This is a genomic window from Streptomyces sp. NPDC007856, assembly GCF_042868225.1.
Lineage (GTDB): Bacteria > Actinomycetota > Actinomycetes > Streptomycetales > Streptomycetaceae > Streptomyces.
Window position 1 is genome coordinate 282,836 of record NZ_JBIAEC010000010.1, and the last position, 26,149, is coordinate 308,984.

A 26,149-nucleotide genomic window follows, 5' to 3' on the forward strand; every position below is an offset into this window, starting at 1 on the left:
GTCACGGCGGGCACTCGTCCGAGCCGATGCATGCGGGGACGGGGCTGCTCGTCTCGTGGAGGGTGACGCTCCAGCGTGTGTGGTTCCAGGCAGGGTTGCGCCGGTCCTCGGCCATCGGCTTCGGGCAGACGGCTCCCCGCACCCGGACGGACAGCAGCACCACGCGCCGGAACCGGGCCCGGAGCTCCGGGTCCTCGGCCTGCGCGGGATGGATCACAGTCGGCGCCGGTCCCCGGCAGGGGGGGACCGGAGGTCGCCGGCGTGGTCAGACCATCCGTCCCCACTGCGGTCCGAGCCGTGCCCACTCCGTGTCCCAGGCGTGCATGCGGCGGCGTTCCAGCCGGCCGCGCAGGGCGAGGCCTACGGCGAAGGGGACGGCCGCCGCGCTCACGCCCACCAGGCAGCCGATCAGGGTGCCCCGGAAGGCGGCCTCGGAGGCGGAGGCGGGGCGGTCGACGAGTCGGCCCTGCGGGTCGGTCCAGACCGTGACCGGCGTGCCGGCCTTGCTGCCGGGCTCGACCCGGACCTGTCCGGTGTGGGTGGAGCCGTCGGCCACGGTCCAGCCCACCTTGGCCCAGACGCGTTCACCGGCGGAGGCGTGGCGGTGCACGGGGGACCTTCCAGGGGCCCGCCCCACCACGTGGGCGACGACCGGACGCCAGGCCGCCCGTTCCCTCGCGAGTCCGTGCTCCACCGACTCGGCCGCCACGAGGCCGGACGAGATCCCCGCCATGACGGTCAGCAGCCAGGCGCCGAGCAGCACCCAGGCCTCCACGACATCGGCCCGGCGTTTGAGCGGATTGCGCCGCCAGCGCCACAGCCACACCTTCGGACCACGGAACGCCTTCAAAGGCATCCTCCTCACGAGCGCACCGACCGGCCGGACCGCCCTCCCATACGCGGGAGATCGCTCCGCTGCTCACGACGAGCCGTCTCCCCGACGGTCGCACGAGACACGCGCCCAGCGCAGGCGCATGCCGCAACGGGCCCGGGCCGGCCTCCGTGACCGGCCGACGACACCGCCGTGACCTGCGAAAGGAGCACACACGGGGAGACTGTCAGTGGTGGGGTGCACACTGGCCGATAACCGACGACTACCTGTCTCACGACTACCTGGACGAGCGTCCCGGAGGTGATCGGCATGACCGAGGTACTGCTGGCGGTGGGCACCCGCAAAGGCCTGTTCATCGGGCGGCGCAGGGGTGGCGGCACCTGGGAGTTCGACGACAGTCCGTATTTCAACGCACAGGCGGTGTACTCGGTCGCGATCGACACCCGGGAGAGGCGGCCGCGGCTGCTGGTGGGCGGCGACAGCGCGCACTGGGGCCCGTCGGTCTTCCACTCCGACGACCTCGGCCGCACCTGGACCGAACCGCCGCAGCCGGCCGTCAAGTTCCCCAAGGACACCGGCGCTTCCCTGGAGCGCGTCTGGCAACTGCACCCGGCCGCCGCCGAGCCCGGCGTGGTGTACGCGGGCACGGAACCGGCGGCGCTGTACCGCTCGGAGGACCGCGGCGAGAGCTTCGAGCTGGTCCGACCGCTGTGGGAGCATCCGACGCGCTCGCAGTGGGTGCCGGGCGGCGGCGGTGAGGGTCTGCACACCGTGGTCACCGACGCCCGCGACCCGAAGGCGGTCACCGTGGCCGTCTCGACGGCCGGGGTATTCCGCTCCAGCGACGGCGGGGCGAGCTGGGCACCGTCCAACTCCGGTGTGTCCGCGGTGTTCCTGCCGGACCCCAACCCGGAGTTCGGCCAGTGCGTGCACAAGATCGCCAAGGATGCGGGCGACCCGGACCGGCTGTATCTGCAGAACCACTGGGGGGTGTACAGAAGCGACGACGCGGGCGCGCACTGGACGGACATCGGCGCGGATCTGCCGTCCACGTTCGGCTTCGCGGTGGCCACGCATCCGCGCCGGGCCGACACGGCCTACGTCTTCCCGATCAACGCCGACGCGGACCGGGTGCCCGCCGGACACCGCTGCCGGGTCTTCCGCACCACGGACGCGGGCCGTACCTGGGAGCCGCTGGCCAAGGGTCTGCCCGAGGAGGATCACTACGGCACGGTGCTGCGGGACGCCCTGTGCACCGACGACGCCGACCCGGCGGGTGTCTACTTCGGCAACCGCAACGGCGAGGTGTTCGCCTCGGCCGACGACGGCGACAGCTGGCAGCAACTGGCGGCGCATCTGCCGGACGTGCTGTGCGTGCGGGCGGCGGTGATCGGCTGAGCCACGTCCGCGGGCCGCGGGGCGCCTCCGTCGGGCTTCGGCCATCGGTCGATCAACGGGCCGGGTACGGCAGTAGGGTGACGCTCCAGCCGCCGACACCACCCACGCCGGCGGACGCTCCTCAGCGAGGCCGGCCTTGTGCGTGGCACCCCGCCGCCGGCGGCACAATGGAACGCCACGACCATGCCCGGCAGGCCACGCCCGCAGCCGAACCCGGAGGGAGCGGGCGGCCACCGGTCTTGCGCCTCGCACCGGCAGCCGCTCGGCCCCGATGGACTAGTGCGCTCCGATGGTGGTCCTCGGGCTCTGTACGTCGCCGTAGTACTTGCCGTTCAGCCAGAACCCGGTGGAGACCACGTAGGTGCCCGCCGGCGCATTCCAGTATTCGCTGTACCCGGCCCCCCCTCCACCGGTCCCCGCCGTGGTGGAGCCCTGGCCGGTGGAGACCCCGGAACCACAGCCGAAGTCGTGAGCCCAGCCGCCGGTGTTGACGTTGATCGCGTGCGCGCAGTACCACACGCCGGTGCCGGAGTAGTTCTGGAACGGGATCGTGGCGGACATGGTGTATCCGTTGTTCTCGACCCAGTAACAGGAGTCGATCGAGATGTTGTTGGTGACGTACGCGTAGTTGCCGGTGGTCCACGACCGGCACGCATATGCGCTGTATGCCGGGGCGACGACGTGGGTGCTGGACGACAGGGTGGCGGCATGGGCGCCTGACGCCGTGAGGAGACTACCGGCCAGGGAGGCCGCAACGGCTGCCGAGACGGTGAGTGCCTTCTTGAGACTCATGGGGGGTACCTTCCAGTGTCGACGCTTTCGCGTAGTTCGCGAGACCAATGAGCGGTGGCGACGGCCATCGTCGCGGCCACCACTGCTGCCTTGACCGAACGTTTCCTTGCTGTTCCTTTCGTTGCGCAGGAATGGCTGAGTGACCCACCGTGACGCTATGGACACGGATCCGTCGGCCGTCCTAGATTCGTCCTAGTGCCAGGTCAGCCAAGGGATCGGCGCTGATCGTGACGTGCTGGGGGGAGCATGAGATTCGGCGTGCTGGGGCCGTTACACGCCCAGATCACGGGACGCGAGGTCCGATTAGCCGGACCGCGGCAGGCCAAGATGCTGGCCGCGCTTCTGGTCGACGCCAACAACCTCGTCGCCATGGAGCGGCTCGTCGCCGTCATGTGGGACGGGAAAGCACCCGCCACCGCGGTCCGTCAGGTCCAGGACGCTCTCTCCGGGCTGCGCCGCAACCTCGCCGCGTGCGGAGCACCCGGCTCCTTGATCAGCACGCGGCGCGGCGGCTACCAGATCCACTTGGCGCCGGATCAGCTCGACCTACTGGAGTTCGATCACGAGCGGCACCTCGCCGAACGGCACACGGCCCCGTTCGAGACGGCTGTCGCGCTGCGGCGCGCGCTGACCTGCTGGCGCGGCAACGCCCTGGTCGACATCTCCAGCCGGGTCCTGGAGGTCGATGCGGCACGGCTGAACGAGAAGCGCGCGGCCACGCACAAACTGTGTCTGAGCATCGAACTCGACCTGGGGCATCATCGTGAGGTCATCGAAGAACTGACCGCCCTGCTCCGCGAGCACCCCTACGACGAACAGGTCGCCGAACACTTGATGGTCGCCCTCTACCGGTGCGGGCGACAAGGCGAGGCGCTGCAGGTGTACGAGCGGCTGCGCCGGACGCTGGCAGGCGAACTCGGCGTCGACCCCACCCCGCCGATCCAGGCGCTGCATCTGCGCATCCTGGCCGCCGATCCCGCCCTGGCGGCTCCGGTCCCGGCGAGCGGTCCCTCGGACACACGACCGGCAAGTCCGGGCACGGCGGCCACCGAACCGGTCATGGCGATGCCGGTGCGTCAACTGCCGCTCGATGTACCCGACTTCGTGGGCCGGGCCGACGTGCTGGCCGAGGTCGCCCGATTACTCGACGGGACGGCGCCGAACCGGGCCCCGGTGGCCGTCATCGTGGGCGGTCCCGGTGTCGGCAAGTCCTCTCTGGTGACGCACGCCGCTCGGCTGGCGAGCGCCACGTTCCCCGACGGCCAGCTCTACCTCGACCTCGCCGGGACGTCGGACGAGCCGCGGGACCCGGCGCAGATGCTGGCCGAGGCGCTGCGCGCACTCTCTATCGCCGGCAGCGCGATCCCGAACGGCCTGTCCGAGCGGGCCGCGCTGTACCGGTCGTTGCTGGCGGACCGCCGGATGCTGGTGGTGCTGGACGATGCCGGTCACGCCGACCAGGTACTGCCGTTGCTGCCCGGCGCCGACGGCTGTGCCGTGCTGATCACCAGCCGCGCACTGCTGACGCAACTTCCCGGCGCCCGGCACATCGACCTGGACGTGCTGACCCCGGCAGAGGCGCGGGAGTTGTTCACCGGCATCGTCGGGCGGCGGCGGGTCGAGCAGGAACCGGCGGAGGCCGACGCGATCCTCGACTGCTGCGGCAACCTGCCGCTGGCGATCCGGATCGCAGGCGCCAAGCTCACCGGCCGCCCGGCGTGGTCGCTGGCGGTGCTGCGGGAACGGATCGAGGACGAGTCCCGGCGGCTGGCCGAGCTGAGGATCGGGGATCTGAGCGTACGAGCCAGCGTCGAACTGAGCTTGCGGCTGCTGCCGGCCGACGCGGTGCGCGCGCTGAGTCTGCTGGGCCTGCTCGGCCCCTACACACTGCCCGGCTGGGTGGTCGGCCCGCTGCTGGACCGCTTCGACGCCGAGGAGGTGCTCGACACCCTCGTCGACGCCAGCCTGGTACGGCTCACCGCCACCGACACCATCGGCCAGCCGCGCTACCGGCTGCACGACCTGATCAGGACCTGCGCCGTGGAGATCGCCGCCCAGCTTCCGGTGGCGGACAAGCGGGACGCGATCGTCCGGGTACTGTCCGCCTGGCTCGATCTGGCCGGGCGCGGCACCGATCGGCTGCCGGCCGGGCTTCTGGCCGCCGCGCCCGGTTCGGCGCCGCGCCTGTCGCTGCCCGACACGGTCGTGGACCGGCTGATGGCCGACCCGGTCGGCTGGTTCGACGCGGAACGCGACACCCTGCTCGGCGCGGTGAAACTGGCCGTGGACTGGGGACTGGACGAGTTGGCCTGGGAGCTGGCGGCCGGCCCGGCGACCTACTACGACCACCGGTGCCTGTATCAGGACTGGGAGCACGGGCACCGGCTCGCGTTGGAGGCTGCCGAGGCCGCCGGCAACATGCGCGGCGCATCGGTGCTGCTGCGCGGTCTTGGCCAGCTGCACATCTACCGGGACGAGTTCGACGCGGCGACCCGTACCCTGCAGTCCTCCCTCGGACTGTGCCAGGACGGCCAGGACAAGCGCGGCGCGGCGCTGTCCATGGCGATGCTGAGTACAGTCAGCCGGGTGCAGGGCCGTTACGACGAAGCCGCCGATCGTATCGAGCAGGCGCTGGCCCTCGCGGTCGGTGAGGGCGACCGGCACCTCGAAGCGCACCTGTTCTGCTCGATGGCCGTGATGCGGCTCATGCAGGGCGAACTCGACGAGGCGGAGTCCTGGTTCAGCGAAGCCTTGCGCCAGGCCAGGGCGCTCGACGACGGGCATCGGGTGGCGGTCGTGCTGCGACGGTTCAGCCGGCTGCACGATCGGCGCGGTGATCCGGACGAGGCGCTGCGCTGCCTGTGGCAGGCGTTGGCCACCTTCGAGGAACTGGCCGACGAGCGGTGCGCCGCGTACACGCTGCTGGAAGTCGGCCGCGTCTACGCCGGCCGGCACGACCGGGATCGGGCGAGCCCGGCATTGGAGCGCGCGGCGGACGTGTTCCACCGGCACGGCGACCGCCACGACGAGGCCGCGTGCTGGCAGCTGATCGGCGACCTGGACGCCGCCGCCGGCTTCCACGACCTGGCGCGCCGGCACCGCGAGCGGGCGCAGCGGTTATGGCAGACCATAGGTGACATGCACCTGACCAGGACTGCACCGCCGCCGTCGTCGCCGTGACCTGGCCGGGTTCGCCGTGCCATCTCGCCTGCGCTGCCCGAGAGCTTCGAAGGCCCCGTCGGGCCCGACCAGATGCTGCGCTTCCTCCGCGGCTCCGATACGTGGTCACGCGGCATGGTGGTACTCGCGCAGAGTTCCGCCGAGCCGGTGTCCGCGATCGGACGGGAGGCGACGGGCCGGGGAGCAGGCAGAGACCGGGTGGACCCCGCCAATCGTCGATGCGGTTTTTTGGCGCGGGAACGCGCCAGCGCCCCGTGGACAGCGCCTGATGGCGACTCATGCCAGTGGAGGTGTCTGCGGCGAGGTCTTGCCATCCCGCAGAGAACCCCGCCGCAAGGGGCCGCACCCATGAACACGCTGTGCTCCGCCCGCCGCCGATCTTGACCCGCGGGGAACCGTCGTGTCAGGAGCGACGTTTTTGGACAATGAAGGCTGTGCCGAGAGAGGGGCGATTATGCAAGTCCAAGTTGGTGTTGTAGGGCTGAACAACCTTCAAACTGAGGCCGAGTTGAGATCGCTGCACGGTTGGCTTCAAACAGACAGGCAGACGAGGCGCCCCGCGGCCCCGCACTTGGGAGCGGTGGACCCGCCGGTACCGGGTGCACAGGGCTCGGTGATCGACGTTCTCTCGCTTGTGCTCGGTTCGACCTTCAGCGCCGCTTCGTTGGCGGTCAGCCTCCTGAGCTGGCGCGCCACACGACCGCAGCACCCCATCCTGACGGTTCGCCGGCCCGACGGAGTAACCGTAGAGATCAACACCAGCTCCGTGGAAGAGGCGCGGGTGCTCCTCGAACGGCTTGAGCTCGATTAGGCGCGCCAACCGTGGACTACCTTCCCTGCCCGGAACGTTCACGTGCAGTGCTCGTCGGTACTGGCAGCTACTCCCACCTCGATGATCTGCCCGCCGTACAGGCAAACGTGCCCGCGCTGAGGGCTCTGCTGTGCGGGCCCGTCGCGCCGTTTCGCACGGAGAACTGCATCGCTCTGGTCGACCCAGCCACCACCGTCGAGGTGTCGAGGGCCGTGCAGAAGGCCGCGAGAGAGGCGACCGACACACTGCTCATCTACTACGCCGGGCACGGTCTCCTCGACGACAAGGGAGACCTGCACCTGGCCATCCCGCAGAGCGACAGGGCCTCCGTCTACGACACGGCCGTCCCCTACGACTGGATCAGACGCCCCATCGAGTCAACTGGAGCGGCCCGCCGTATCGTCATCCTGGACTGTTGCTACGGCGCGCGGGCGTTCGGCGTCCAGTCCGAGTCAGTCATCGACCTCGCGGAGGTGGACGGTACCTATGTCATGGCCGCGGCGGGAGAAACGGCCGTGGCTCTCGCGCCACCAGGGGAAACCTTCACGGCCTTCACTGCCGAACTCATCGAGACCTTGAGCGGGGGCGTGCCGGGCGCGGGCGAACTGCTCGACCTGAATGTCATCTTTCGCCATGTACGGGGGCGGCTGAAGGCACGGAGTCGGCCCACGCCGCTGGACCTGGACCGCAACGGCCTGACACGACGGACCGGCGGACCGTATCTTCTGACTAAGCCTCCATCGTCCCGTGGGCCACGCCGCCGGCATGCTCCGCCACTTGGACCACGCCGGGTCGCGGTTCCTCAGCGACGCCGAGCTGCCCGAACTTTGGCAGACGCGGCCGCCCAGCGACCTTGCCCGACTCGCCGTGGCGCTGGAGCGCTCTCTTCCACACAAGTCGGAACTGCTGCTCAGCATTACCGACCGTCCCGCCCACCAGGTGGTCACGATGGTGGACAGCCTGGAAAAGGCAGAGGCCAACACTCTGTCCAACAAGGTCCTCCGGGGCGGTCGTCGCCGAATGGAGTACGGCCGCACAGGCACATCTCGTCATCGGGCTGGAGGAGCGTTCGCAGATCGGTTGCGCACGGTATCTGGAGCAACGGGCCTCCCGTACAGAGGGTTTCGCCGACCTCCTGCGCGCCGCGCGGACTCAGGGCATGGTCCCACCGTTCCCGCGGCGCCTCGTGCCTGGCCGTGTCCACGCCGACGTCGAGCGACTGCAGAGTCTCCTGAAACGGGCCGGATACCTCGATCAGCTGGTTCGCGAGAGCTACTACGGCTCCAAGACCTGCCAGGCGGTCACTCGACTCAATCAAGATCACCTGCTGGGCCGACACAATCCCCGCATCACACACAAGGGCTGGGACATCCTCCACCGCCTCGCCAGAGGCGGGTGAGCGGGTTCAAGAGCCTTCGCCCAGCCTGCTTCAACAAGTTCATGCAATGGTCGTGGGCCCGCCGCGGCGAGCTGGGCGTCGCCCTGCCGATGGGATACCTGCGCCGCCCTCCGGGGATGCAGTGCTCGGCCCGGACGAGCAGGTCCGCTACGCGGTGCGGCTGGTGAGCGGCCACAGCATGCACCAATTCCGCACTTACCTCCCGTGGGGCATCGCCGCGCGGGTAGCGTGTCCAGTCCCTGGTCGGGCAGGACGCGCTGAGGGCGGTGGGGGCATGGATCCGGTGTCGGCGGCGTTGCTCGCGGAACTGGCAGCAGGCGCTGGCGGTGCGCTCGGCCACCAGGCGTGGGTGGCGCTCACCTCGCTGGTTCGCCGCCCGTTCGGGCACGGCCACGACGCATCCGCGCAGGCGCCGGCTGTCAGCTCCGGAGAGGCGGAGCTGATCCGGCTTCAGGAAGAACCCGGGGATACGGCGCGCGCAGGGGCGTTGTGCACCGCATTGGCGACGCGCGCCGCGGTGGATCCGGAGTTCTCCGCCGACCTGCGGCAGTGGCTTGAACAGGCGAAATTTGTGCGAACCAGCGACGGCGACGTCAACAACACGGTCAGCGGCGGCACCCAGTACGGGCACGTGGTGCAAGGGCGGGACTTCTCCGGATTGACCTTCAACACCCCCGCTCCGCCTCCGCCACCACCCGCCCCCGGAGCGGAGACTCCGTCGACGCAAGGCTGAGCCGATTGGATACTGCGGAGGTGGACGCCACGTACGCAACGTCGCAACATCTGCGGAGCTTCGTGGATCAGCACAGGGTGCTTCGCCACCCGTTCCTCGCGTTGGTGGCGTCCGGCAGGGCCGATCCCGAGCATCTCATCACCTGGGGGCTTCAGGAACGTCACGTGTCGTACGCCTTTCCCCGGTCTATCGGTTTGTTGATCTCGAGCGCCGATGACTTCCGCATGAGGACGGTGCTCGCCGAGAACCTGTGGGAGGAGTTCGGTGAGGGAAATCCCGACCAGGCCCACGCCGTGCTGCTCGACAACCTGCTCGAGTCGATGGGAGTCGACAGGGACCGACTCGACTGCCCTCCGACCGACGGGACGCTTGCGTTCCTCAAGACGCAGCGCGAACTCACGACGGCGAGCGCCTGGCAAGGCGTGGGAGCCTTCTGTTACGCGAACGAGTACCTGTCGCTCGCCGAATTCCGCCCGCTGGAAGCCGCCGTCCGCTCCCGTTTCCCGGCGGCAGACCTCTCGTACTTCACCGAGAACATGAAAGCCGACACACGGCACACCGCACTCCTCGAATCGCTGATCGATGCCGCGGCGGAAGTCCCCTCGAACAGGGCGGACATCGAGTATGGCGTCAGCGCGGCGCTCGACGCGCGCTGCCGGTTCTACGACTCCCTGGTGCGGCAGGGAGCCGAGTGAGGGGCCATGGGTACCGGGCGTTCCGTACACATATCGTGCGGGGAATGGCACGACGAACTCGACGACCTTCCCGTGCAGTTGCCCGCGGTGCCGCGTCACAATGTCGCGGCGTTCGTCCGCGCCGCGGCCAGGGTGGCCGCCCAGCTGCCAGGCCCGGTTGTGGAGCATCTGGAGGCGCTGAGAACCGGGCAGGACGGCCATGGCTATCTTCACGTGACGGATCTTCCCTGCGCACCCGGCGCGCTGCCGCGTACGCCTGACAGCAGGCCCGCCCCGGTCGAGCGCCCGCTGCTTGCCATGGAAGGCTGGCTCTTGGCGGTATGCACGGCAATGGGCGTGCCCACCGCTTACCGTGAGCTGCACTCGGGCAGCCTGCTTCAGGACATCTATCCGTCGCCGAATGCCCATCCTCTGTCGGCACAGAGCTCGACCACTCCGCTGGCCCTGCACTCGGAAATGCTTTACCACCGGTGGCGGCCGGACTTCCTGCTGCTCGCGTGCTCCCGCGCGGACCACGACGGCGCTGCGGGGACAACCGTGGCGTCCGCCCGGGCCGCGCTGTCGCTGCTCGGCGCCGCCGAGCTGGAGATCCTGCGCGAGCACCGTATGGCATGCGGCACGGACCTGGCCTTCCGCCACACGGACGGATCGAGCCCGCAGGCGCATGTGCTGGTCGTCGACGGTGTTCCCGCTGATCCTCGGCTCGCCTTCGACCGCGATCTGCTGGAGCCCGGCGACCCATCGGCCCGTCGAGCCCTGCAGGCGCTGTCCGAGGCGCTGGACGAGGTCACCGACACGGTACGAATGCGCCCCGGTGACCTGCTGATCCTGGACAACGCGCGCGTCGTCCACGGTCGTACGGCGTTCACGCCGCGCTGGGACGGCCACGACCGGTGGCTGCACAGGACGTACGCCAGGTCCCTGCCGCGGGGCCCCACCGGCGCGGAGGCCGCCCTCCCCTACCAGACCAAGCCGTTCGCGCCCTGCTGAGTTCGGCAGCTCCGCCCGCCTCGGCCCCCTGGCATTACTCGCCGCCGCGCTGCAGTGCTGCCCGCCGTTCGCGGAAGTCGGGGTTGGTGACGTCGGGAGAGCAGGTCCCTGACAGTACGTCGCACACGGCGCAGGCGGCGCGCACGCCGGCGCGCAGCCCGGCCTCCCGGGTGAGGAAGCCCATCTGAGGGACAGACAGGAAGCGTTCCGGGCCGAGCGCCGTGAGCGCGGCCCAGGCGTCGCCGGGTCCGAGGCCGTCCACTGCGGCACGGAGGTTCCTGTGCTCGACGGCCCAGGCGAGCGCCACAGGATCGACGAGATCGTGATGGCCCGTGTTCACCAGCAGGGCGCCGTCCTTGCAGATCGCCAGCTCCCGTCTGCCGAGCATCGGCGGTTCGTCCGCAGTGGGCCCCGGGCGGTGCAGGCTGATCACGTCGGACCGGGAGAGGAGGCCGTCAAGGTCGGTGTACGCGATGCCCGTGGCGGCCTCGAGCGCCTGGTTGCGCCGCGGGGACGTGTACAGCACGCGCATGCCCAGTCCCTGGGCGATCGTGGCGACGCGTGCCCCGATCCTGCCTGCGCCGACCACTCCCAGCGTACGACCGCCCAGCTCGCGGCCCTCGGGAGGCGACACCGCGGCGATCGGTCGGGCCGGGGAATGCGGGGCTCTCACAATGGCGTCGGTGAACGGGCGGGCCAGGGTGAGCGCGAGCAGGACGGTGAACTCCGCGACCGAGGCCGCGTTCTCGCCCGGTGTGTTCGCGAAAGCTATCCCCAAGTCGTACGCCGTGCGCCAGCCGGGCACGTAGCTCCGGAAGTCGGTGCCGATGAACGCGACGGCTTCCAGGGCCACGGCTCGTTCGAAATGGCCGGGCTCCGGCTCCTCGTATCCGCCGATCAGGTACCCGGAGACGCCATCGAGCGCCGCATGCAGGTCCTCCGCGCCCACGTGGTCGTCGGTGACCTCCCGCAGTGCGAACCCACGGTCGGCGATCAGGCGACGAGCCTCTGGCGGCACCGCGGCCGTTCCGGTCACCAGGACGATGAGCTGCTCATTCATATGCCCTCCTGAGGCAGGCGGCCCAGGGCCGCCGTCATCGCCTCGGCAGGGAGCGAGGCGAACCGCTGACCGTCGAGGACGTCACCGCATCCTCACCGCAGATCGAAGACAATGAGGGACAGCGGCCCGCGCCAGGTGAACTGTCCGCAGACGATGACCCGTGCGTCGTGCACCCGTCCCGGCAGAGCCGCAGCGGCCTGTTCCAGGGTTTCCTCAGTCGCGTCGTGTCCGTCGTCGTCAGGCTCGTGCTCGATGACCACCGTCGCACGCCGCATCATCGCGGCCGCCTGACACAGCATGGCCACGGTGGTTCCGGCGAAGCCCGAACCCTCCGGGGCCGCCTCCCGCCCGCGGTCGGCCCCGGCGGCGGCGAGAACATCGCGAGCCGATGCGGTCAGCCGCGGCGGGGCGTCCAGCAGCGGCGACCGCTGTCCGAACTGCGGCGAGGTGTACAGCACGGCGCCCTCCTCCGGGACCGGCAGCTCGCACCAACCCCCCGAGGCTGTCGCGTCCGCGCACACCATCCGGCCGGTGGCAGCGGGGGGCCGGTGGCGCGCGAGATCGGCGGTGACCTCCTCGTACCGGAGCGGAGTACCGCGCGAGGCCCGTAGCGCAAGGACGACGGCCAGGCAGGACGCGACGGCCACCTCGTCGGCACTGCCGCACACGGGGAGCATCGCCAGCACCGACAGCAGACCCTCGAGGTCGCGGATCGGCGGCAGTCGCCGGAGCATCCGGGCATGGCGGACGGTGGCCCGACTCTTCGCCAGGCTGACACAGGCGAGGACAGGGTCGATCTCGATCCCGAAGAACGGCAGGTTCATCAGCCGGGCCGCCGTCGCTGAACTGCCCCCGCCGGCGAAGGGATCGACGACGGCGCTGCACGACGGGCCCACGAGGTCGGCGACGACCGCCATCGTCGTGCGGACGTTGGAGGCGCTCGCCGTCTGGAACCAGCGGTCCACGGGTTCTCGCGGGTCTGGGTGGTAGCGTTCGGCGTCCAGCGGCAGGGACAGGGACACGCCATTCCTCTCCTCAACCGATCAGGGACTGAACCTGCCGCGCGCAACCCCACGACAGTGTGACGCCCGAGCCTCCGTGACCGTAGTTGTGCACCACCAGAGCGCCATGGTGGCTGCCGCGTTCGAGTCGTACGCGTCGCCGCACCGGCCGTAGGCCGACCCGGAGTTCCCTGACCTCGGCGTGGCCGAGTGCGGGCAGGACGGCGGCGCAGCGCGTCACGATCCGCTCGGCGGCCTCCCGGTCCGGCCGCAGGTCGCTTCTGCCGTGTCTGACCATCCCGCCCAGGACGACGTGGTCGGGGTGGGCGATCCAGTAGGTGGGGTCCTCGCTCTCGGGGAAGTCCGAGAAGAACCCCTCGATCCCCGGATTCTCCGTGATCACCAACTGGCCCCAGCTCGGCGCCACTTCCTGGTCGCCCACCAGGTCCCTGGCCCCCAGTCCGGCGCAGTTGACGACCACCGGAGCGATGCCCAACACCTGATCCAGGTCGCGCAATGGGCTGTCCAGTAATCGAATGGTGACCCCGGACGCGACCAGACGGCCCATCAGGTAGTCAAGGTAGACAGGCATGTCGAGGATCGGGGCCCGGTAGGTCCACCCCCATCCGAAGCCAGGCGGTAGTTCGGACAGGCCGCACGTGGCGAATCCACTCACCGAATGCAGCCAGGCGGGCGACTCCGCCGGCTCGCGCGAGGCCTCGACCCCCTGGGTGATGCGGACGCCGGACCGCGGATCGGCAGCGATCGCCGTCAGGTCCGGCAGGCTGTGCAGGCTCCAGTCCAACACCCTGGGATCATCGAAGACGTACGGCCCCCACAGGGCCCCGGCGACCGCAGAGGTCGTACGCTGGGGTTCGCGGTCGGAGACGACGGTGACCGCTCGCCCCGCCTCCGACAGCACCAGTGCGGTCGTCAGCCCCGCCACCCCGCACCCGACAACGACGACCTCAGGATCCGATGAGACAGTCACCGCTCCAGATTAGGGATTCGCCCGGATCGCATCCAGATCGACGGTCCGTCAAATGTCATAAATCCGACCGTTGATGGCCGGAACGGCTGGTTGACTGGGAGGAGGACACCGTATGGGCGGTGGTCAGCTGCTTGCGAGCGAGAGGTCGTGCCGATGGGGGGCACCGAAGGGCGGGACGATCACAGTCCCGACCGGTCCGGGACTACTCGCTCCGAGTTGTCCGGGAACGCCTGGGACGTGGTCCAGGCACGCGACGTCACTGGTGGGATCCACTTCCACCACGCGGACCGTGCCGCCCTTGGGCCGAGTCCACGGCAACTTCCCGCAGACGTGAGGGGGTTCGTCGGAAGAGAGGCGGCTCTCGACAGCCTCGACGACATCCTGGCCCGCGGCGCCGAGGGCTCGCAGACCGTTGTGATCTCGACGATCGCCGGCACCGCCGGCGTCGGCAAGACCTCCCTCGCGACGCACTGGGCGCACCGGGTCAAGGACCGCTTCCCCGACGGCCAGTTGCACGTCAATCTCCGAGGCTACGATGCGGGACCGCCCGTCACCGCCGATCAGGCGCTCGAGCGGTTCCTGCGCGCGCTGGGGGTCGCTCCGGGAGCGATCCCCGACGAGCCCGAGGACAAGGCCGCGCTCTACCGCTCCCTGCTGGCCGGGCAGCGCATGCTCATCGTGCTGGACAATGCCGCGTCCGTACGCCAAGTACGCCTCCTGCTGCCCGGGACCGCCTCCTGCATGGTGCTGGTCACCAGTCGTGACCGGTTGTCCGGACTGGTGGCCCGAGACGGCGCGCACCGGCTGGACCTGGATGTCCTCGCCGAGGACGAGGCCGTGCGGTTGTTGAGGGACAGCACCCGTGATTACCGCGGCCCGGACCCCGAGCCCGAACTGATCCAGCTCGCCCGTCTGTGCGCCCGCCTTCCCCTGGCGCTGCGCATCGCGGCCGAGCGGGCAGCAGCCAGGCCGCACATGCCGCTCAGCGAGCTGATCAGTGATTTGCAGGACGAGTCCTCCCTCTGGATAGCTCTGTCGGCGGACGAGGAGGACGACAGCGACGCGGTGCACACCGTGTTCGCCTGGTCCTACCGCGCCTTGAGCAGCGAGGCCGCCCGCATGTTCCGGCTGCTGGGCCTGCACCCCGGGCCGGACTTCTCGGTCCACGCCGCGGCGGCCCTGGCAGGCGTCTCCACCGTCACCGCACGGCGGCTGCTCGACTCCCTGGCTGCCACACATCTGATCTCCTCGTCCGCCTACGACCGCTTTCAGTTCCACGACCTGCTCAAAGCCTTCGCCTTCGAGCAGGCGGTGAACGACGAGACACCGGAAGGCCGCGAATCCGCGGTACGGCGGCTGTGCGAGTGGTACCTGGAGGCGATGGCGGCGGCTGCCGCGGTGCACGACGCGCAGTACGCCGACGATTGGCATGTGCATCATGCGCGGGCCGACCTCCCGGGGCTTCCGGACGTGTCGGACTACGAGCGGGCCATGGCCTGGTTCACCGTCGAGACCGACAACCTTGTGGCGATCAGCAGGACGGCGGCCGAGGCCGGCCTCGACGAGGTGGCGTGGAAGCTGCCGGCCCTGTTGCGTACGCCTTTCCTGGACCGGCATCCCGTGCAGGGCTGGCTACCGATGGCCGACCATGCGCTGCTGGCGGCTCGGCGGTCCGAGGATCTGGTCGGCCAGGCCGTGACGCTCCTCGGCATGAGCATCGCGCACCGGCAGGCGCACCGTGTCGCGGAGGCCGTCGAGCACAGCCGTGCCGCGCTGGCCGCCGCCCGTCAGGTCGACGACGCGTGGCAGACGATCGCCGCCCTGGTCATGCTGGGGCACGCGCTGCGCCTGGGGCGCCGGCTCGACGAAGCCCTGGAGTCTTACCAGGAGGCACTGGATATCGCCCGAGGGCTACGGCTGCGTCTGTGGATCGTGTGGGGGCTCATCGGGCGCGCCGAGGCGCTGCTCGACTCCGGTTCCCACAGCGAGGCCCGCGAGTGCGTGGCGGCGACGCTGCGGGAACTGCACGATGGCGAGAGCCCCGGAGCCCGTTCGGAATGCCTGTGGGTGGAGGCGACGATCGACCGGGAGACCGGCCTCCTGGCCGACGCGGACCGGCACATCGGCCAGGCCCTGCACATGGCGTACGAGACCCGCAACGTCATCTACCAAGGCCAGTGCGAAATCGAATTCGGGCGGATCTGCCTCGCGGCAGGCCGAGCCGAAGACGGACTGGCCGCGCTCCAGCGAGCCGCGTCGATCGGCCGGCTCTTGGGTGACCAGGCGATGGAGGGGACGGCGCTCGACATGACCGGGCTGGCCTACCAGGCGCTGGACCGTCCGCAGGAAGCCGTGCGGTTCCACCGCCTCGCCGTCGCCGAATTCCGGGAGCTCGGTGACGACTGGCGGGTTGCCGGTGCACTGGAGAACCTGGCCGCCGCCACGGACCGGACCGGCGATCCGTCCGCTGCGGCATCGCACCGGCGGGAGGCCGTCGGCATCCTGCAGGGCTACACCGATGCCCGGGCGAGGGCATTGTGCTCGGCTGTGACGGCCCGGCTGCCTGCTGGGTGACCGCTGGTGGGCTAAGGGGACCGGAGCGACGCCGCACGGACCATCACCAGGCGGTCCTGGCCCGGCCCAAGGTAGTCGCGGCGCCGCTCGGCCAGGCAGAAGCCCGACGCCTGGTACAACCGCAAAGCTGGGTGGTTGTCCGGGGCCACGCTCAGCCAAACCGCGCCGAGTCCCCTGTCGTCCGCGAGGCTCAGCACGGCGTCGAGCAGGCGGCGCCCGTGCCCCTGCTGCCGGTACGTGCGATCGACCGCGAGCGACAGGAGCCACGACCGGCCGTTGCCGTCGCCGGCCAGGAGCGCGTAGCCGTACAGCCCTCTGGCGCCGGCGGTGACGAGCATGTGGTGGCCATGAACGTCGAACAGCTGGCGCAGTGCGAAGTACGGATAGCTGAGGCCGGGAAACGCGCGCGCCTCCAGGGCCGCGATAGCCGCCAGGTCGCCCTCGACCGCATGACGCACCTGTCGCTGCATGTCACCAAGTGTGCACTGAGTGTGGCACCGGGTTCCCGTCATTCATGGCCAAGGAGGGCCGCACAGCATCCACACCGGGCATGCGCGGCGGTCTGCAAGGCCAACTGATCCCTGATCCGTTGGACCAGGATCAGCCACTGCCTGGTGAATCCGGGTTCCCGCTCCAGCGCCTCCCACAGCGGGCGAAGGACCTGGTCCACACGCGCTGCCGGCATCCACAGATGTATCAGATGGTCGACGGCGGGGCGCAGCGCCGCCAGCGCGTCCCGCCCGTCGATCGAGCCGAGCCGGCTGCGCTCGACCATCCTGACGAGCGTCGTGAGCAGCCAGTCGTGCAGGGTGAGGTCATGGCAGACCGCCGCGGCGGCGTCTGCGGCGATACCCGCCGGCAGCCGAAGCTCCGCCGTTCGCAGTCCGTTCCCGGCCAGGGTGAAGCTTTCCAGGGACGGAGCCTCGCCGTCCGGGACTTGTAGCCCCACCCAACGCAACCGGGTGACCTGGGACTTGAAGGGCGGCTGCTTGTCGAGTGCCCGGTCACGCAGTACCCGGCTGAGCGTACGTCCGGCGATCGCTCCCAGGTCGAGGTCGCCGGGGCGGTGGGTGTCGTTGAGGCAGCCGTCGGCCACATCCCGCCCGGGCAGAGTGCCGAACGGCTCGACGACGCCGGGGCAGGCCAGGTAGTGGCCCCAGCGGCGGCGTCGGTGGGGGCCGTCGGCCGTGACTGCGCAGAAGGCGCCCGCCTGGAGCAGCCGGCCCTCGGTGAGGGTGACGCGGGTGGTGACGGTGCCTACGGCGCGGACCTTGGCGCCGGAGTCGGTGGGCAGGTGGCAGTCCACGCCGGTCATCACGTCGGGCGACCGGACGTACAGGTTGGGCCGCTCGGAGAGCCGGACCTGCTCACCTGCGCGCAATCGCAACAGGTTGGCGGCACCGTGGCCGGTCAGTACCTGGGAGTGCGGCAGCATGCAGGTATGCACCTCGCCGAAGACCAGGACTGGCTCCGGACTCTGCTCGGTCAATTCACCGGTGTCCGCGCCCCCGGCCATCTCAGGGCCCCTCGTTGAAGACGTAGGAGATGCGGTCGGAAATCTCCTCGGGTACCGAAAGGCCCTCGCCGAAGGCGCGCTCGGCAACTTGGCGGAGAGCCTGCGGCTCGACGTTCACCTGATCGAGGACGACCCGCACCGCATGCTCGACCGGCAGGAGGCGGGACGGCAGGACGGAACAGGTGCGGTAGGCGGAGAAGGGCGCAGCGGAGGCACTGAGCCGGATCAGTGGCGGCAGCGCGTCCCAGTCGCCCGGGAAGTCCTCGCCCGCCGTCCACGGCACGGGCTGGAGAACGGGTTCGCCGGAGTGCCGTAGCAGTCCGAGCCGGGCCAGCTGCCAGACGGCAGCCAGGAACGCGCACGACCAGACGCGTCGGCCGCCGGCCTCGTCCCAGAGCTCGGCGTCGAGGAAGATCGAGTGCCGCCGGGCGGTGTTCTCGGCGGGCGACTGCCAGACGGTGGCGTCGGCCATCGCCTCCACGGTCCGCACGCCGGGCGTTCTTCGGCCGTTGGCGAGCCAGCCGGTCTGGCCGACTGGCGGCCGGGAACCGTCGCTGCCAGGCGGCGGCGACTCGACGAGACAGGCCTCGACCCCCTCGGCGACGGGGACGCCGTCCGCGACGGCGCAGCCGGACTCGCGGGCCAGGTAGTCGATGACGAGCCCTGCGCGTTCGGCCTCGGCGAGCACGACGGGAAGGAGCGCGGCGGGAGTGGAGAAGCGGGTGCAGTATTCGTCCACCAGAAAGCAGGTGCTGACCCGGGGCCTGCGTCCGCCGGCGGCGGCGACCGTACGCGCCGTGTCGGCCCACGGCCGGACCTGGGCGAAGTGCGCGCGCAGCCGTTCCGGACCCGCCTCGAAGTCCTCCGTGTAGAGGTGGCCGAGTTCGAGCGACACATGGGCGAGAGGCACCGCCTGGGTGCGCGGCTCGCCGGTGGTCTCGCGGAAGACGGCGCCGGTACCGGCTTCGATCACGGCATCCCCCAGACGTCATCGTCGGTGAGCTTCTCGGCCAGGTCCTGGAATGCCTTCAGCGTCTCCGGGCCGGCGACCCGGCTCGAGAGCACGTCCTCGTCGGTGATCAACTGTTCTCGCCACTGCAGCACGGGGTCGAGCGGTACGGAGCCGAGGATCGCGGTGTAGCCGACGTCGCGCTCGGCAGCGAGCCGGCGGAGGTCCTGATCGCACGTGTTCATCCACGCGTACTGGGCGACCGGCGCCAAGCACCACGGCGGCGTCTCGGGGTCGGGCACGGCGGCGCGCACGAAGCGCATGCTGCCCCGCAGTTGCTCGACGTCGTGACCGCGAGCGACGCCGCCCGTGAGGATGCCGCGCGGGCCGAAAGCGAACCCAGAGGCGGCAATGACATGCTGCCGGGTCCACCGGTGATGGATGAGCCACCGGGCGCCGACGCCTTGCAGTTCGGGCCGCGCGGTGACTTCGAGCGCCAGGTCGACGGCATAGCTGCGACCGGCGCTGAGGTCGACCACCACCACGTCGAACTCGCTGTGGAGCCGCAGGAAGAGGTCGACGCAGCGGATCACGGAGTCGTTGCCGACGGCGAACTCGCCGCCGCTGCGGTCGCCGGGGAACAGGACGAGGCGGCCGGAGCCGACGGGCCGGTGGCGGAGTGCCCGGTGCTCGGTGTGCGCCCAGACGTCGAGCCGGACCGGCTCGTGCGCCTGCCCCTGAAGGTAGGAGTGGAGGCCGCCCTGGTCGATGCCGCCCATGGCGCTAGGTACGTCGAAGACCGCTGCGGCAGTGGGCGAGCCGAAGTCGAAGTCCAGGTAGCAGACGTCGTCGCCGGTCAGTGCACGGCGGAAGGCGATGTTGGCGCTGGTGACCGAGCGGCCGGTGCCGCCCTTGTCCGAAGCGGCGAAGACGAGCACCGTTCACTCTCCCCAGGAGGCGGCGCGCCTACCCCGCGCCAGGCTGTCGAGCTCGACCAAGACTCCGAGGGTGAGTGCGATCGAGGTGCCGGGCTGCTGGTCGAGGACTTGGCGTGCCTGTGCAAGTCCGGCCTCGACGGACCTCAACGCGAGGCTGCGGGAGGTGTCCTGGCCCGAGGTGGGTTCGAGTAGTTCCTTGCCGAGCAGGTGGGTCGCCTCGCTGAGCAGCGAGGAGGCAGCGCTGATCACTCCGGAGCCATGGATTGGCGGCTCGCCGTAGAGCCGGTGGCCGGCCACCATGCACTCGACGACTCGTTCGGTGAAACTCCAGGACGGCGGCCGCTGGGCGGTCGGCGCACTCTGGTAGACGGCCCGGATGTCGTCCCACAGGCCGGCTCCCTTGCCGTCGCGGATCCGCCGCTCCCACACGTGGCCGAAGATTCGCTCGACGAGTCTCAGCAGCCGGTCGTGCGAGGACACGTACCGTGACAGCGCGCAGAGTTGGATGCTCCTCTTGAGCAACTGGGCGGAGAAATCGGCCATTGTCCACTGCATAGGAGGGCCGGTGTCGCCGCTGCCCTGGAGCGGCAGCCGCACGCCCGGGACATGCAGGGTGATCGCTGTGTCCTCTTCGGTCATCCGGGTGCTGATCCGGCCACGCTCGGCGAGCCGCTCCATCACCGCGACCGTACGGGTGAGGTCCTCGTCGGTGGCGCGGCGGCGCACTAGGTCGTGGACCAGGATGGAGGCGACGGACAGGGTGAAGTACTCGGACTCCAGACGCTGCCCGGTCGTGCGCCAGGGGATGTCCTCCAGCGGCCAGACGTCGCCGAACCGGGCAATGCCGGACCAGTACTGCTGAGTGATCTCCCACCGCAGGCGTAACGCCTCGGCGAGTCGCTGCTGCTCGGGAGTCAGCAGGCCGAGGATGAGGGTGCGTTCGGAGAACAGGTCCTGGATGCCGTCGAGGGCGACGACGGTGAAGTAGAGGTACGGGACTGGCCAGGCGACGCCAGCGGGCTGCCGGCCGATGGACTCCGTGGTCTCGACCAGTGGGGAGTCCTTCACCAGACTCCATGCCCACCCGCACTCGAAGAGCTGGTTCTCGTCGGTGAGACGGTCGGCGATGTCGACGCCGAGCACGAGGCTCTCGTCGATGGCGGCGCGCAGTGCTCGGAAGCGTCGCTGGAACCGCTGCACCACCACGCGTCGGGAGACCTGCCCCTGACCCAGGACATCACACAGGGCGCGGCCCTGCGCATCGTCGGGGTCGAAGACGTTGACGGTGAAAGAGCGCAACAGGCTCACTATCGCGGAGCTCAGCCGGGTCTCGGTGGCGGCTTTGAGCTTCTCGATGAGGGTGCGCACCTCCACGGGGGTCCTGCCCGTGTAGACCTTGAGAAAGCCGAGGGTGGCCAGGCACAGAGTGATCGACATCGAGAACGAGTCGACGACGCCCAGCCGGCGCTGTTCCTCGGTGAGTTCCTCGCCGGGGTCGCACGCGTCGAAGTAATGACCGCCCGCGAAGCTGGGCCCCTCGTCCTCGGCGGTATAGGTGTCCATGAACTCGGCAAGGATGCGCACCAGCTTCACCGGGATCTCCGTCTGGCCGCCCACGTCCTCGAGTGCGGTCTGCACGTCGCGTTCTATGGTGTCCGGGTCATCCAGCCGGAATGCGGCGATCTCCATGGCCGGATACATCAGGCACAGCAGCCGCTCGGCATCGGCGACACTGCTTAGGCCTCCCTCTTCACCCCAGTCCCATTCACCGCTCTCGAACGAATGGCGTGACACCGCCTGCCATATATCAAGCAGGTGCTGGCGTGGCTTGACCTGCATCCCCCACCCCTCGCTCGGGTGTCCCGCGCTCCGGCCCAGAGCATAACCGCTCTCGCACTTCCAATGGGCCTCGGAACAGCCGCCGCCTGTCCAAACATTCACACCGGCGGATTCTCCGTCGCATTCCCGAATCAGGTGACGCCGCCTTGCCGGCGGTGATCATTTCCCTGCGGCCCCGGGGCATCTCGACTTACGGGCTCTTTTCCGCAGTCGGTGGTGACGCTGCGTTCTCGTCATGGGAGAAGATGCGATGGCGGAGGAGGGCGAATCCGGCGCGTTCGTACATCTGGCGCATGATCCTTTTGGTGTGGGTGTTGACCTCGATCCTTCATGTTTGATCGGTGCCGGTTGAGGTCATCGGTTCATGCCGTTTGTCCCCGCCGTTGCCGGGTGGGGCCGTGGCGTGTCGCTGCGGCTGCGGCCGCGCCGGACTTCCACGGTTCCTGGGGAGTGCCTCGATGTCCCTCGTCAAGCGTGAATATCACGCGGGGGCAGTTTCGGGGCTTCGTGGTTCGTAGAAGGTGCCGTCGCGGAGCATCGCGAACAGGACGGTGATGCGGTGGCGCGCCAGGCGGAAGGGGGCTTGGGTGTGGATCTTTCCGCGGGTCGGACTTTGGCGTAGGTCCCCTACCACGAGCTCGGCGGCACCTACTTCGCCCATCGCGACCCCGAACACGCCATCCGCCGAGCCATCGCCCAGCTCAACCAGCTCCGCTACACCGTCACCTCAACCCGATGGAGGGAGCAGCCTGACCTGCCACGGGCGAGCGCCCGGCAATCTGTGACCGCCGGGCGCTCAACCATACATAAAAGGCCCTGAGCTGGAGCTATTTACGCGTCAGAAGCCCTTGGTGATGGGTTCGAGGGTCGCCACGCACTACACATGCAAGGTCATCGAGAACACGTCGGCGACTCTTCTGAGGTACGGCGGGCGATGGCTCGCACTCAACCTGAGCCATGCCCCACGCCCAACGAAACCCCTGCGCCCCTCGGCATCTCAGGGAAGGGGCCGCCATCCTCCGAGCCGTCGCACGCACCAGGGCTTACGGCAGTCGCCAGTCCACCGGCTGGGCACCCTGCCGCAGCAGCAGATCGTTGGCGCGGCTGAACGGACGCGAGCCGAAAAAGCCCCGGTCCGCCGACATCGGCGACGGGTGCGCGGACTCAATCGCCGGAAGATCCCCCAGCAACGGCCGCAGATTGCGCGCGTCACGCCCCCACAAGATGGATACCAGCGGCTTGCCGCGCCCGGCGAGGGCCCGGATCGCCTGCTCGGTGACCTCCTCCCAGCCCTTGCCGCGGTGGGCGCCGGGGCTGCGCGGAGCCGTGGTCAGCGCCCTGTTGAGCAGCAGCACGCCCTGCTCCGTCCACGGCGTCAGGTCACCGTTCGACGGCCTGGGCAGCCCCAGGTCGGTGTGCATCTCCCGGAAGATGTTCTCCAGACTCCCCGGCAACGAACGCACTTCGGGCGAGACCGCGAAACTCAGTCCGATGGCCATCCCGGGTGTGGGGTAGGGATCCTGCCCCACGATCAGGACACGGACGTCATCGAAGGGCCGCTGGAAGGCCCGCAGGACATTCGCCCCGGATGGCAGGTAAGTCCGGCCTGCCGCTATCTCGGCCCGGAGGAAGTCCCCCATGGCCGCGATGCGTTCAGCCACAGGTTCAAGAGCCTTCGCCCAGCCTGCTTCAACGAGTTCATGCAAGGGTCGTGGTGCCACGGCGCCTCACTCTACTGGCGGGTGCCGTGCCCCGGCACAACACATAAGCCCTCACGCACGGCCGCCGCTCCTGGCGCTACTCTTCCTCCTCGTCGAGATCTTCGAACCGGTCGAGCAGATCACGCAGCCGGTCACCGGGAAGGAGGGGAGCCTGTTGCATCCAGTGATCAAGCCACTCCGTCACAGTCATCACGCCTGGTCAGCCCCTCATGCCCGATACACGGGCCTGCCCCAGCCGGCCAACGGCGACCTCACACCGTGGACCCAGCAGGGAGTCCTGCTGCTCAACAGGGCGCTGACCACGGCTCCGCGCAGCCCTGGCGCCCACCGCGGCAAGGGCTGGGAGGAGGTCACCGAGCAGGCGATCTTGGCCCTGGCGGCGCGCGGCAAGCCGCTGGTGTCCATCCTGTGGGGCCGGGACGCCCGTAATCTGCGTCCGCTGCTGGGCAGCCTGCCGGCGGTGGAGTCCGCGCATCCGTCGCCGATGTCGGCCGACCGCGGGTTCTTCGGCTCACGCCCGTTCAGCCAGGCCAACGACCTGCTGATCCGGCAGGGCGGACAGCCGGTGGACTGGCGACTGCCGTGACCGTCCCCGGCTATCTGGCGGTGGACTCCGGGGGCTCCGGTCTCCGGGTCGCCGTCGGCGTGCCGGGCCGGCCGCCCGCCGCACGGCGCGAGTCGCGGGAACCGGTCCGCACGGGCGAACGGGGCATCGATCCCGGTCATCTGATGGCCGGGCTCGTCCCGCTGGCCCGCGCGTCCGCCGCGGAGGCCGGAGTGGACGCGCTGGAGACGGCCGTCGTCGGCGCCGCCGGATTCGCCACCCTGGGCGACGCCCTGCGCGCCGAACTGCCGGGCGCCCTGGCCCGCGCGCTGGGCGTACGGCGGGTGGCGCTCGCCGCCGACGCCGTCACCGCCTACGTCGGCGCCCTCGGCCCGCGTCGGGGCGCGGTGCTCGCCGCGGGCACCGGACTGATCGCGGTCGGCACCGACCTCACGGCCTGGCGCCGGGCCGACGGATGGGGCCATCTGCTCGGCGACTGCGGCAGCGGCGCCTGGATCGGGCGGGCCGGCCTGGAGGCCGCGCTGCGCGCCCACGACGGCCGGGACGGCGGCTCCGCACCGCTGCTGGCCTGCGCGGAGGAGCAGTTCGGCCAGGCGCGCGCACTGCCGGGCCGGCTCTACCCGCGCTCCGACCGGCCCGCCGTACTGGCCTCCTTCGCCCCCCGGGTAGCCGCGTGCGCCGCACACGACCCGGTCGCCGCGGGCATTCTGCGCGCCGCGGCCCGGCACATGGCCGAGTCCGTCGCGGCCGTGTGCCCGGCGAACGGGGAGCCTCGAGTGGCGCTCACCGGCGGCCTGTTCAGGCTGGGCGAGCCCCTGCTCGCGCCCCTGCGGCAGGAGTTGGCGAGCAGACTGCCGCACGCCCGGCAGGTGCCGGCGGAGGGCGACCCCCTGCACGGCTCGGTACGGATCGCGAGCGACCTGGCGGCCGGCCGGCTCACCCTGCCGGGTGAACCCACCATGCTCTACGAGGTCCCCGCACAAGGAGATTGAGGTTCCCGATCAGGGTCCCCGCAAAAGCGGATTGTTCCTCCTAGTCACCGCTTTGTCGGCCCATGTTCCCGGCACGTGCCCGCAACATGTGTCGCCACCGCGTAACTCATCAGACAAAACCGGACGGATACCTCTCACCTGCACCCTCCCCGAACGGAGTAACCCGAGAAGCCAGTAACATGCGGCGCCATGAGCACCCCCACTGGGCCCGAGTCCGGCCTGCCAGTACGAATGCCGCGACCCCGCCAGCCCGGACGGCACCGCCGACCGGAACCGCTGGTGGCTCCCGAGGGTGCGCCCGCGCTCGCCCTCGCGGTGCCCGGTGCGCCCAGCGCCGCCACCCGCGCCCTCGCCGAGGAGGTCGTGAGCATCGCCCGCTCCGAGCTGCCCGGCCTGGACGCCCGGATCGGATACCTGGACGGGGACGACACCGAGTTCCCCACGCTGCGGTCCGTGCTCGAGCGCGCGGCCGAGGAACGCACGGCCCGTTATGAGCAGGCCGTCGCCGCCGGGGTCGAGGGCGTAAAGGAGCCCGACGGCCCGGTCGCGGTCGTCGTTCCGCTGCTGGCCGGTCCGGACAGCTCCCTGCTGCGGCAGATCCGCCAGTCCGTGATGGACAGCCGGGTCGCCGCCGATCTGACCGATGTGCTCGGTCCGCATCCGCTGCTCGCCGAGGCCCTGCACGTGCGGCTGTCCGAGGCGGGGCTGGCCCGTGCCGACCGCGCACGGCTGTTCACCGTGGCCACCGCCGCGGACGGCATCATCCTGGCGTCCGTGGGCGGCGAGGAGGCCGTGCAGGCGGCCGGGATCACCGGCATGCTGCTCGCCGCGCGCCTGGCCGTGCCGGTGATGGCGGCGGCCCTGGACCAGGAGGGCTCGATCTCCTCCGTCGCCGAGCAGCTGCGTTCCTCGGGCTCGCAGCAGCTGGCCCTGGCGCCGTACCTGATCGGCCCGGAGATCGACCCGGCGTTGCTGGCGGCGGCCGCCGAGGAGGCGGGCTGCGCCACGGCCGAGGCGCTCGGCGCGTACCCGGCGATCGGCAAGCTCGCCCTCGCCAAGTACACGACGACGCTGGGCATCGCCCCGCAGCAGCCGCAGGGCATGCCGGTCCGCTGACCCACGCCGTACGACACAGGGCCTGCTCCGCACCCCGGAGCGGGCCCTTCGCCTTGC

At 70.3% G+C, this 26,149-nt stretch carries 22 protein-coding genes and 1 pseudogene; 11 read left to right on the forward strand and 12 right to left on the reverse strand.

The window, feature by feature from the left end; translation table 11 throughout:
• Position 1 precedes the first annotated feature (1 nt).
• Both ACFYOH_RS24650 and ACFYOH_RS24655 read right to left on the reverse strand, forming a co-directional pair.
• Entirely contained in the window at positions 2 to 217 is a 216-nt protein-coding gene (locus ACFYOH_RS24650; protein WP_388629117.1) for a hypothetical protein, read from the reverse strand.
• Between the two features lie 48 nt (positions 218 to 265).
• Entirely contained in the window at positions 266 to 856 is a 591-nt protein-coding gene (locus ACFYOH_RS24655; RefSeq protein ID WP_388629120.1) for a hypothetical protein, read from the reverse strand.
• Positions 857 to 1,141: 285 nt separating this feature from the next.
• On the opposite strand from ACFYOH_RS24655, the gene ACFYOH_RS24660 reads away from it, so the two are divergent.
• Positions 1,142 to 2,230 (forward strand): WD40/YVTN/BNR-like repeat-containing protein, encoded by a 1,089-nt coding sequence (locus ACFYOH_RS24660; protein ID WP_388629123.1) that lies wholly within the window; start codon positions 1,142 to 1,144, stop codon positions 2,228 to 2,230.
• A gap of 276 nt (positions 2,231 to 2,506) precedes the next feature.
• Here the strand turns inward: ACFYOH_RS24660 and ACFYOH_RS24665 are convergent, their stop codons facing one another.
• The gene (locus ACFYOH_RS24665; RefSeq protein ID WP_388629126.1) at positions 2,507 to 3,022 is read right to left on the reverse strand and encodes a hypothetical protein; all 516 of its coding nucleotides are present in this window, start codon (positions 3,020 to 3,022) and stop codon (positions 2,507 to 2,509) included.
• Positions 3,023 to 3,280: 258 nt separating this feature from the next.
• Between ACFYOH_RS24665 and ACFYOH_RS24670 the strand changes: the two genes are divergently transcribed.
• The 6 genes from ACFYOH_RS24670 to ACFYOH_RS24695 all read left to right on the forward strand — a co-directional run bounded on the left by ACFYOH_RS24670 (position 3,281) and on the right by ACFYOH_RS24695 (position 10,830).
• Complete coding sequence (locus ACFYOH_RS24670) at positions 3,281 to 6,202, forward strand: BTAD domain-containing putative transcriptional regulator (protein WP_388629128.1); 2,922 nt, start codon at positions 3,281 to 3,283, stop codon at positions 6,200 to 6,202.
• 454 nt (positions 6,203 to 6,656) lie between these two features.
• Positions 6,657 to 7,013 (forward strand): hypothetical protein, encoded by a 357-nt coding sequence (locus tag ACFYOH_RS24675; protein WP_388629282.1) that lies wholly within the window; start codon positions 6,657 to 6,659, stop codon positions 7,011 to 7,013.
• Positions 7,014 to 7,060: 47 nt separating this feature from the next.
• A complete protein-coding gene (locus ACFYOH_RS24680; RefSeq protein WP_388629285.1) occupies positions 7,061 to 8,248 on the forward strand; it encodes a caspase domain-containing protein in 1,188 nt (395 codons plus the stop codon).
• Between the two features lie 438 nt (positions 8,249 to 8,686).
• Entirely contained in the window at positions 8,687 to 9,145 is a 459-nt protein-coding gene (locus ACFYOH_RS24685; RefSeq protein WP_388629131.1) for a hypothetical protein, read from the forward strand.
• A gap of 20 nt (positions 9,146 to 9,165) precedes the next feature.
• Positions 9,166 to 9,840, forward strand: coding sequence for a TenA family transcriptional regulator (locus ACFYOH_RS24690; RefSeq protein ID WP_388629134.1), 675 nt, complete (start codon positions 9,166 to 9,168; stop codon positions 9,838 to 9,840).
• A 330-nt stretch (positions 9,841 to 10,170) separates the two neighbouring features.
• Positions 10,171 to 10,830, forward strand: coding sequence for a TauD/TfdA family dioxygenase (locus ACFYOH_RS24695; protein ID WP_388629287.1), 660 nt, complete (start codon positions 10,171 to 10,173; stop codon positions 10,828 to 10,830).
• A gap of 34 nt (positions 10,831 to 10,864) precedes the next feature.
• On the opposite strand, the gene ACFYOH_RS24700 is transcribed toward ACFYOH_RS24695, so the two are convergent.
• The 3 genes from ACFYOH_RS24700 to ACFYOH_RS24710 form a co-directional block, all read right to left on the reverse strand.
• Entirely contained in the window at positions 10,865 to 11,890 is a 1,026-nt protein-coding gene (locus tag ACFYOH_RS24700) for an NAD(P)-dependent oxidoreductase (RefSeq protein ID WP_388629137.1), read from the reverse strand.
• 92 nt (positions 11,891 to 11,982) lie between these two features.
• Positions 11,983 to 12,912: a hypothetical protein gene (locus ACFYOH_RS24705; RefSeq protein WP_388629140.1), complete on the reverse strand. Its 930-nt coding sequence runs from the start codon at positions 12,910 to 12,912 to the stop codon at positions 11,983 to 11,985.
• Positions 12,913 to 12,925: 13 nt separating this feature from the next.
• The gene (locus ACFYOH_RS24710) at positions 12,926 to 13,882 is read right to left on the reverse strand and encodes an FAD-dependent oxidoreductase (protein WP_388629142.1); all 957 of its coding nucleotides are present in this window, start codon (positions 13,880 to 13,882) and stop codon (positions 12,926 to 12,928) included.
• A gap of 330 nt (positions 13,883 to 14,212) precedes the next feature.
• Between ACFYOH_RS24710 and ACFYOH_RS24715 the strand changes: the two genes are divergently transcribed.
• Positions 14,213 to 16,456: an ATP-binding protein gene (locus ACFYOH_RS24715; protein ID WP_388629145.1), complete on the forward strand. Its 2,244-nt coding sequence runs from the start codon at positions 14,213 to 14,215 to the stop codon at positions 16,454 to 16,456.
• 11 nt (positions 16,457 to 16,467) lie between these two features.
• Here ACFYOH_RS24715 and ACFYOH_RS24720 read toward each other — a convergent pair whose 3' ends face one another.
• From ACFYOH_RS24720 to ACFYOH_RS24745, 6 genes are all read right to left on the reverse strand, one after another.
• On the reverse strand, positions 16,468 to 16,926 hold the full coding sequence (locus ACFYOH_RS24720; RefSeq protein WP_388629147.1) for a GNAT family N-acetyltransferase: 459 nt from the start codon (positions 16,924 to 16,926) through the stop codon (positions 16,468 to 16,470).
• 38 nt (positions 16,927 to 16,964) lie between these two features.
• Complete coding sequence (locus ACFYOH_RS24725) at positions 16,965 to 17,972, reverse strand: SCO2521 family protein (protein WP_388629150.1); 1,008 nt, start codon at positions 17,970 to 17,972, stop codon at positions 16,965 to 16,967.
• Between the two features lies 1 nt (position 17,973).
• Positions 17,974 to 18,945: an SCO2522 family protein gene (locus tag ACFYOH_RS24730; RefSeq protein ID WP_388629153.1), complete on the reverse strand. Its 972-nt coding sequence runs from the start codon at positions 18,943 to 18,945 to the stop codon at positions 17,974 to 17,976.
• Positions 18,942 to 19,859: an SCO2523 family variant P-loop protein gene (locus tag ACFYOH_RS24735; protein WP_388629156.1), complete on the reverse strand. Its 918-nt coding sequence runs from the start codon at positions 19,857 to 19,859 to the stop codon at positions 18,942 to 18,944. Before ACFYOH_RS24735 ends, ACFYOH_RS24730 begins: the two co-directional genes overlap by 4 nt.
• A gap of 3 nt (positions 19,860 to 19,862) precedes the next feature.
• The gene (locus ACFYOH_RS24740; RefSeq protein WP_388629158.1) at positions 19,863 to 21,698 is read right to left on the reverse strand and encodes an SCO2524 family protein; all 1,836 of its coding nucleotides are present in this window, start codon (positions 21,696 to 21,698) and stop codon (positions 19,863 to 19,865) included.
• Between the two features lie 1,043 nt (positions 21,699 to 22,741).
• Positions 22,742 to 23,419 carry a uracil-DNA glycosylase gene (locus ACFYOH_RS24745; RefSeq protein ID WP_388629161.1) on the reverse strand — a complete coding sequence of 226 codons (678 nt, stop codon included), beginning with the start codon at positions 23,417 to 23,419 and terminating at the stop codon, positions 22,742 to 22,744.
• Positions 23,420 to 23,642: 223 nt separating this feature from the next.
• Here ACFYOH_RS24745 and ACFYOH_RS24750 point away from each other — a divergent pair.
• From ACFYOH_RS24750 to ACFYOH_RS24760, 3 genes and pseudogenes are all read left to right on the forward strand, one after another.
• A pseudogene (locus ACFYOH_RS24750) lies at positions 23,643 to 24,005 on the forward strand (uracil-DNA glycosylase); the annotation flags it as partial.
• Positions 24,002 to 24,976: an N-acetylglucosamine kinase gene (locus tag ACFYOH_RS24755; RefSeq protein ID WP_388629163.1), complete on the forward strand. Its 975-nt coding sequence runs from the start codon at positions 24,002 to 24,004 to the stop codon at positions 24,974 to 24,976. The pseudogene ACFYOH_RS24750 and the gene ACFYOH_RS24755, both read left to right, overlap by 4 nt.
• Positions 24,977 to 25,165: 189 nt before the next feature.
• On the forward strand, positions 25,166 to 26,092 hold the full coding sequence (locus tag ACFYOH_RS24760) for a sirohydrochlorin chelatase (RefSeq protein WP_388629166.1): 927 nt from the start codon (positions 25,166 to 25,168) through the stop codon (positions 26,090 to 26,092).
• The last annotated feature ends 57 nt before the right edge of the window (positions 26,093 to 26,149 follow it).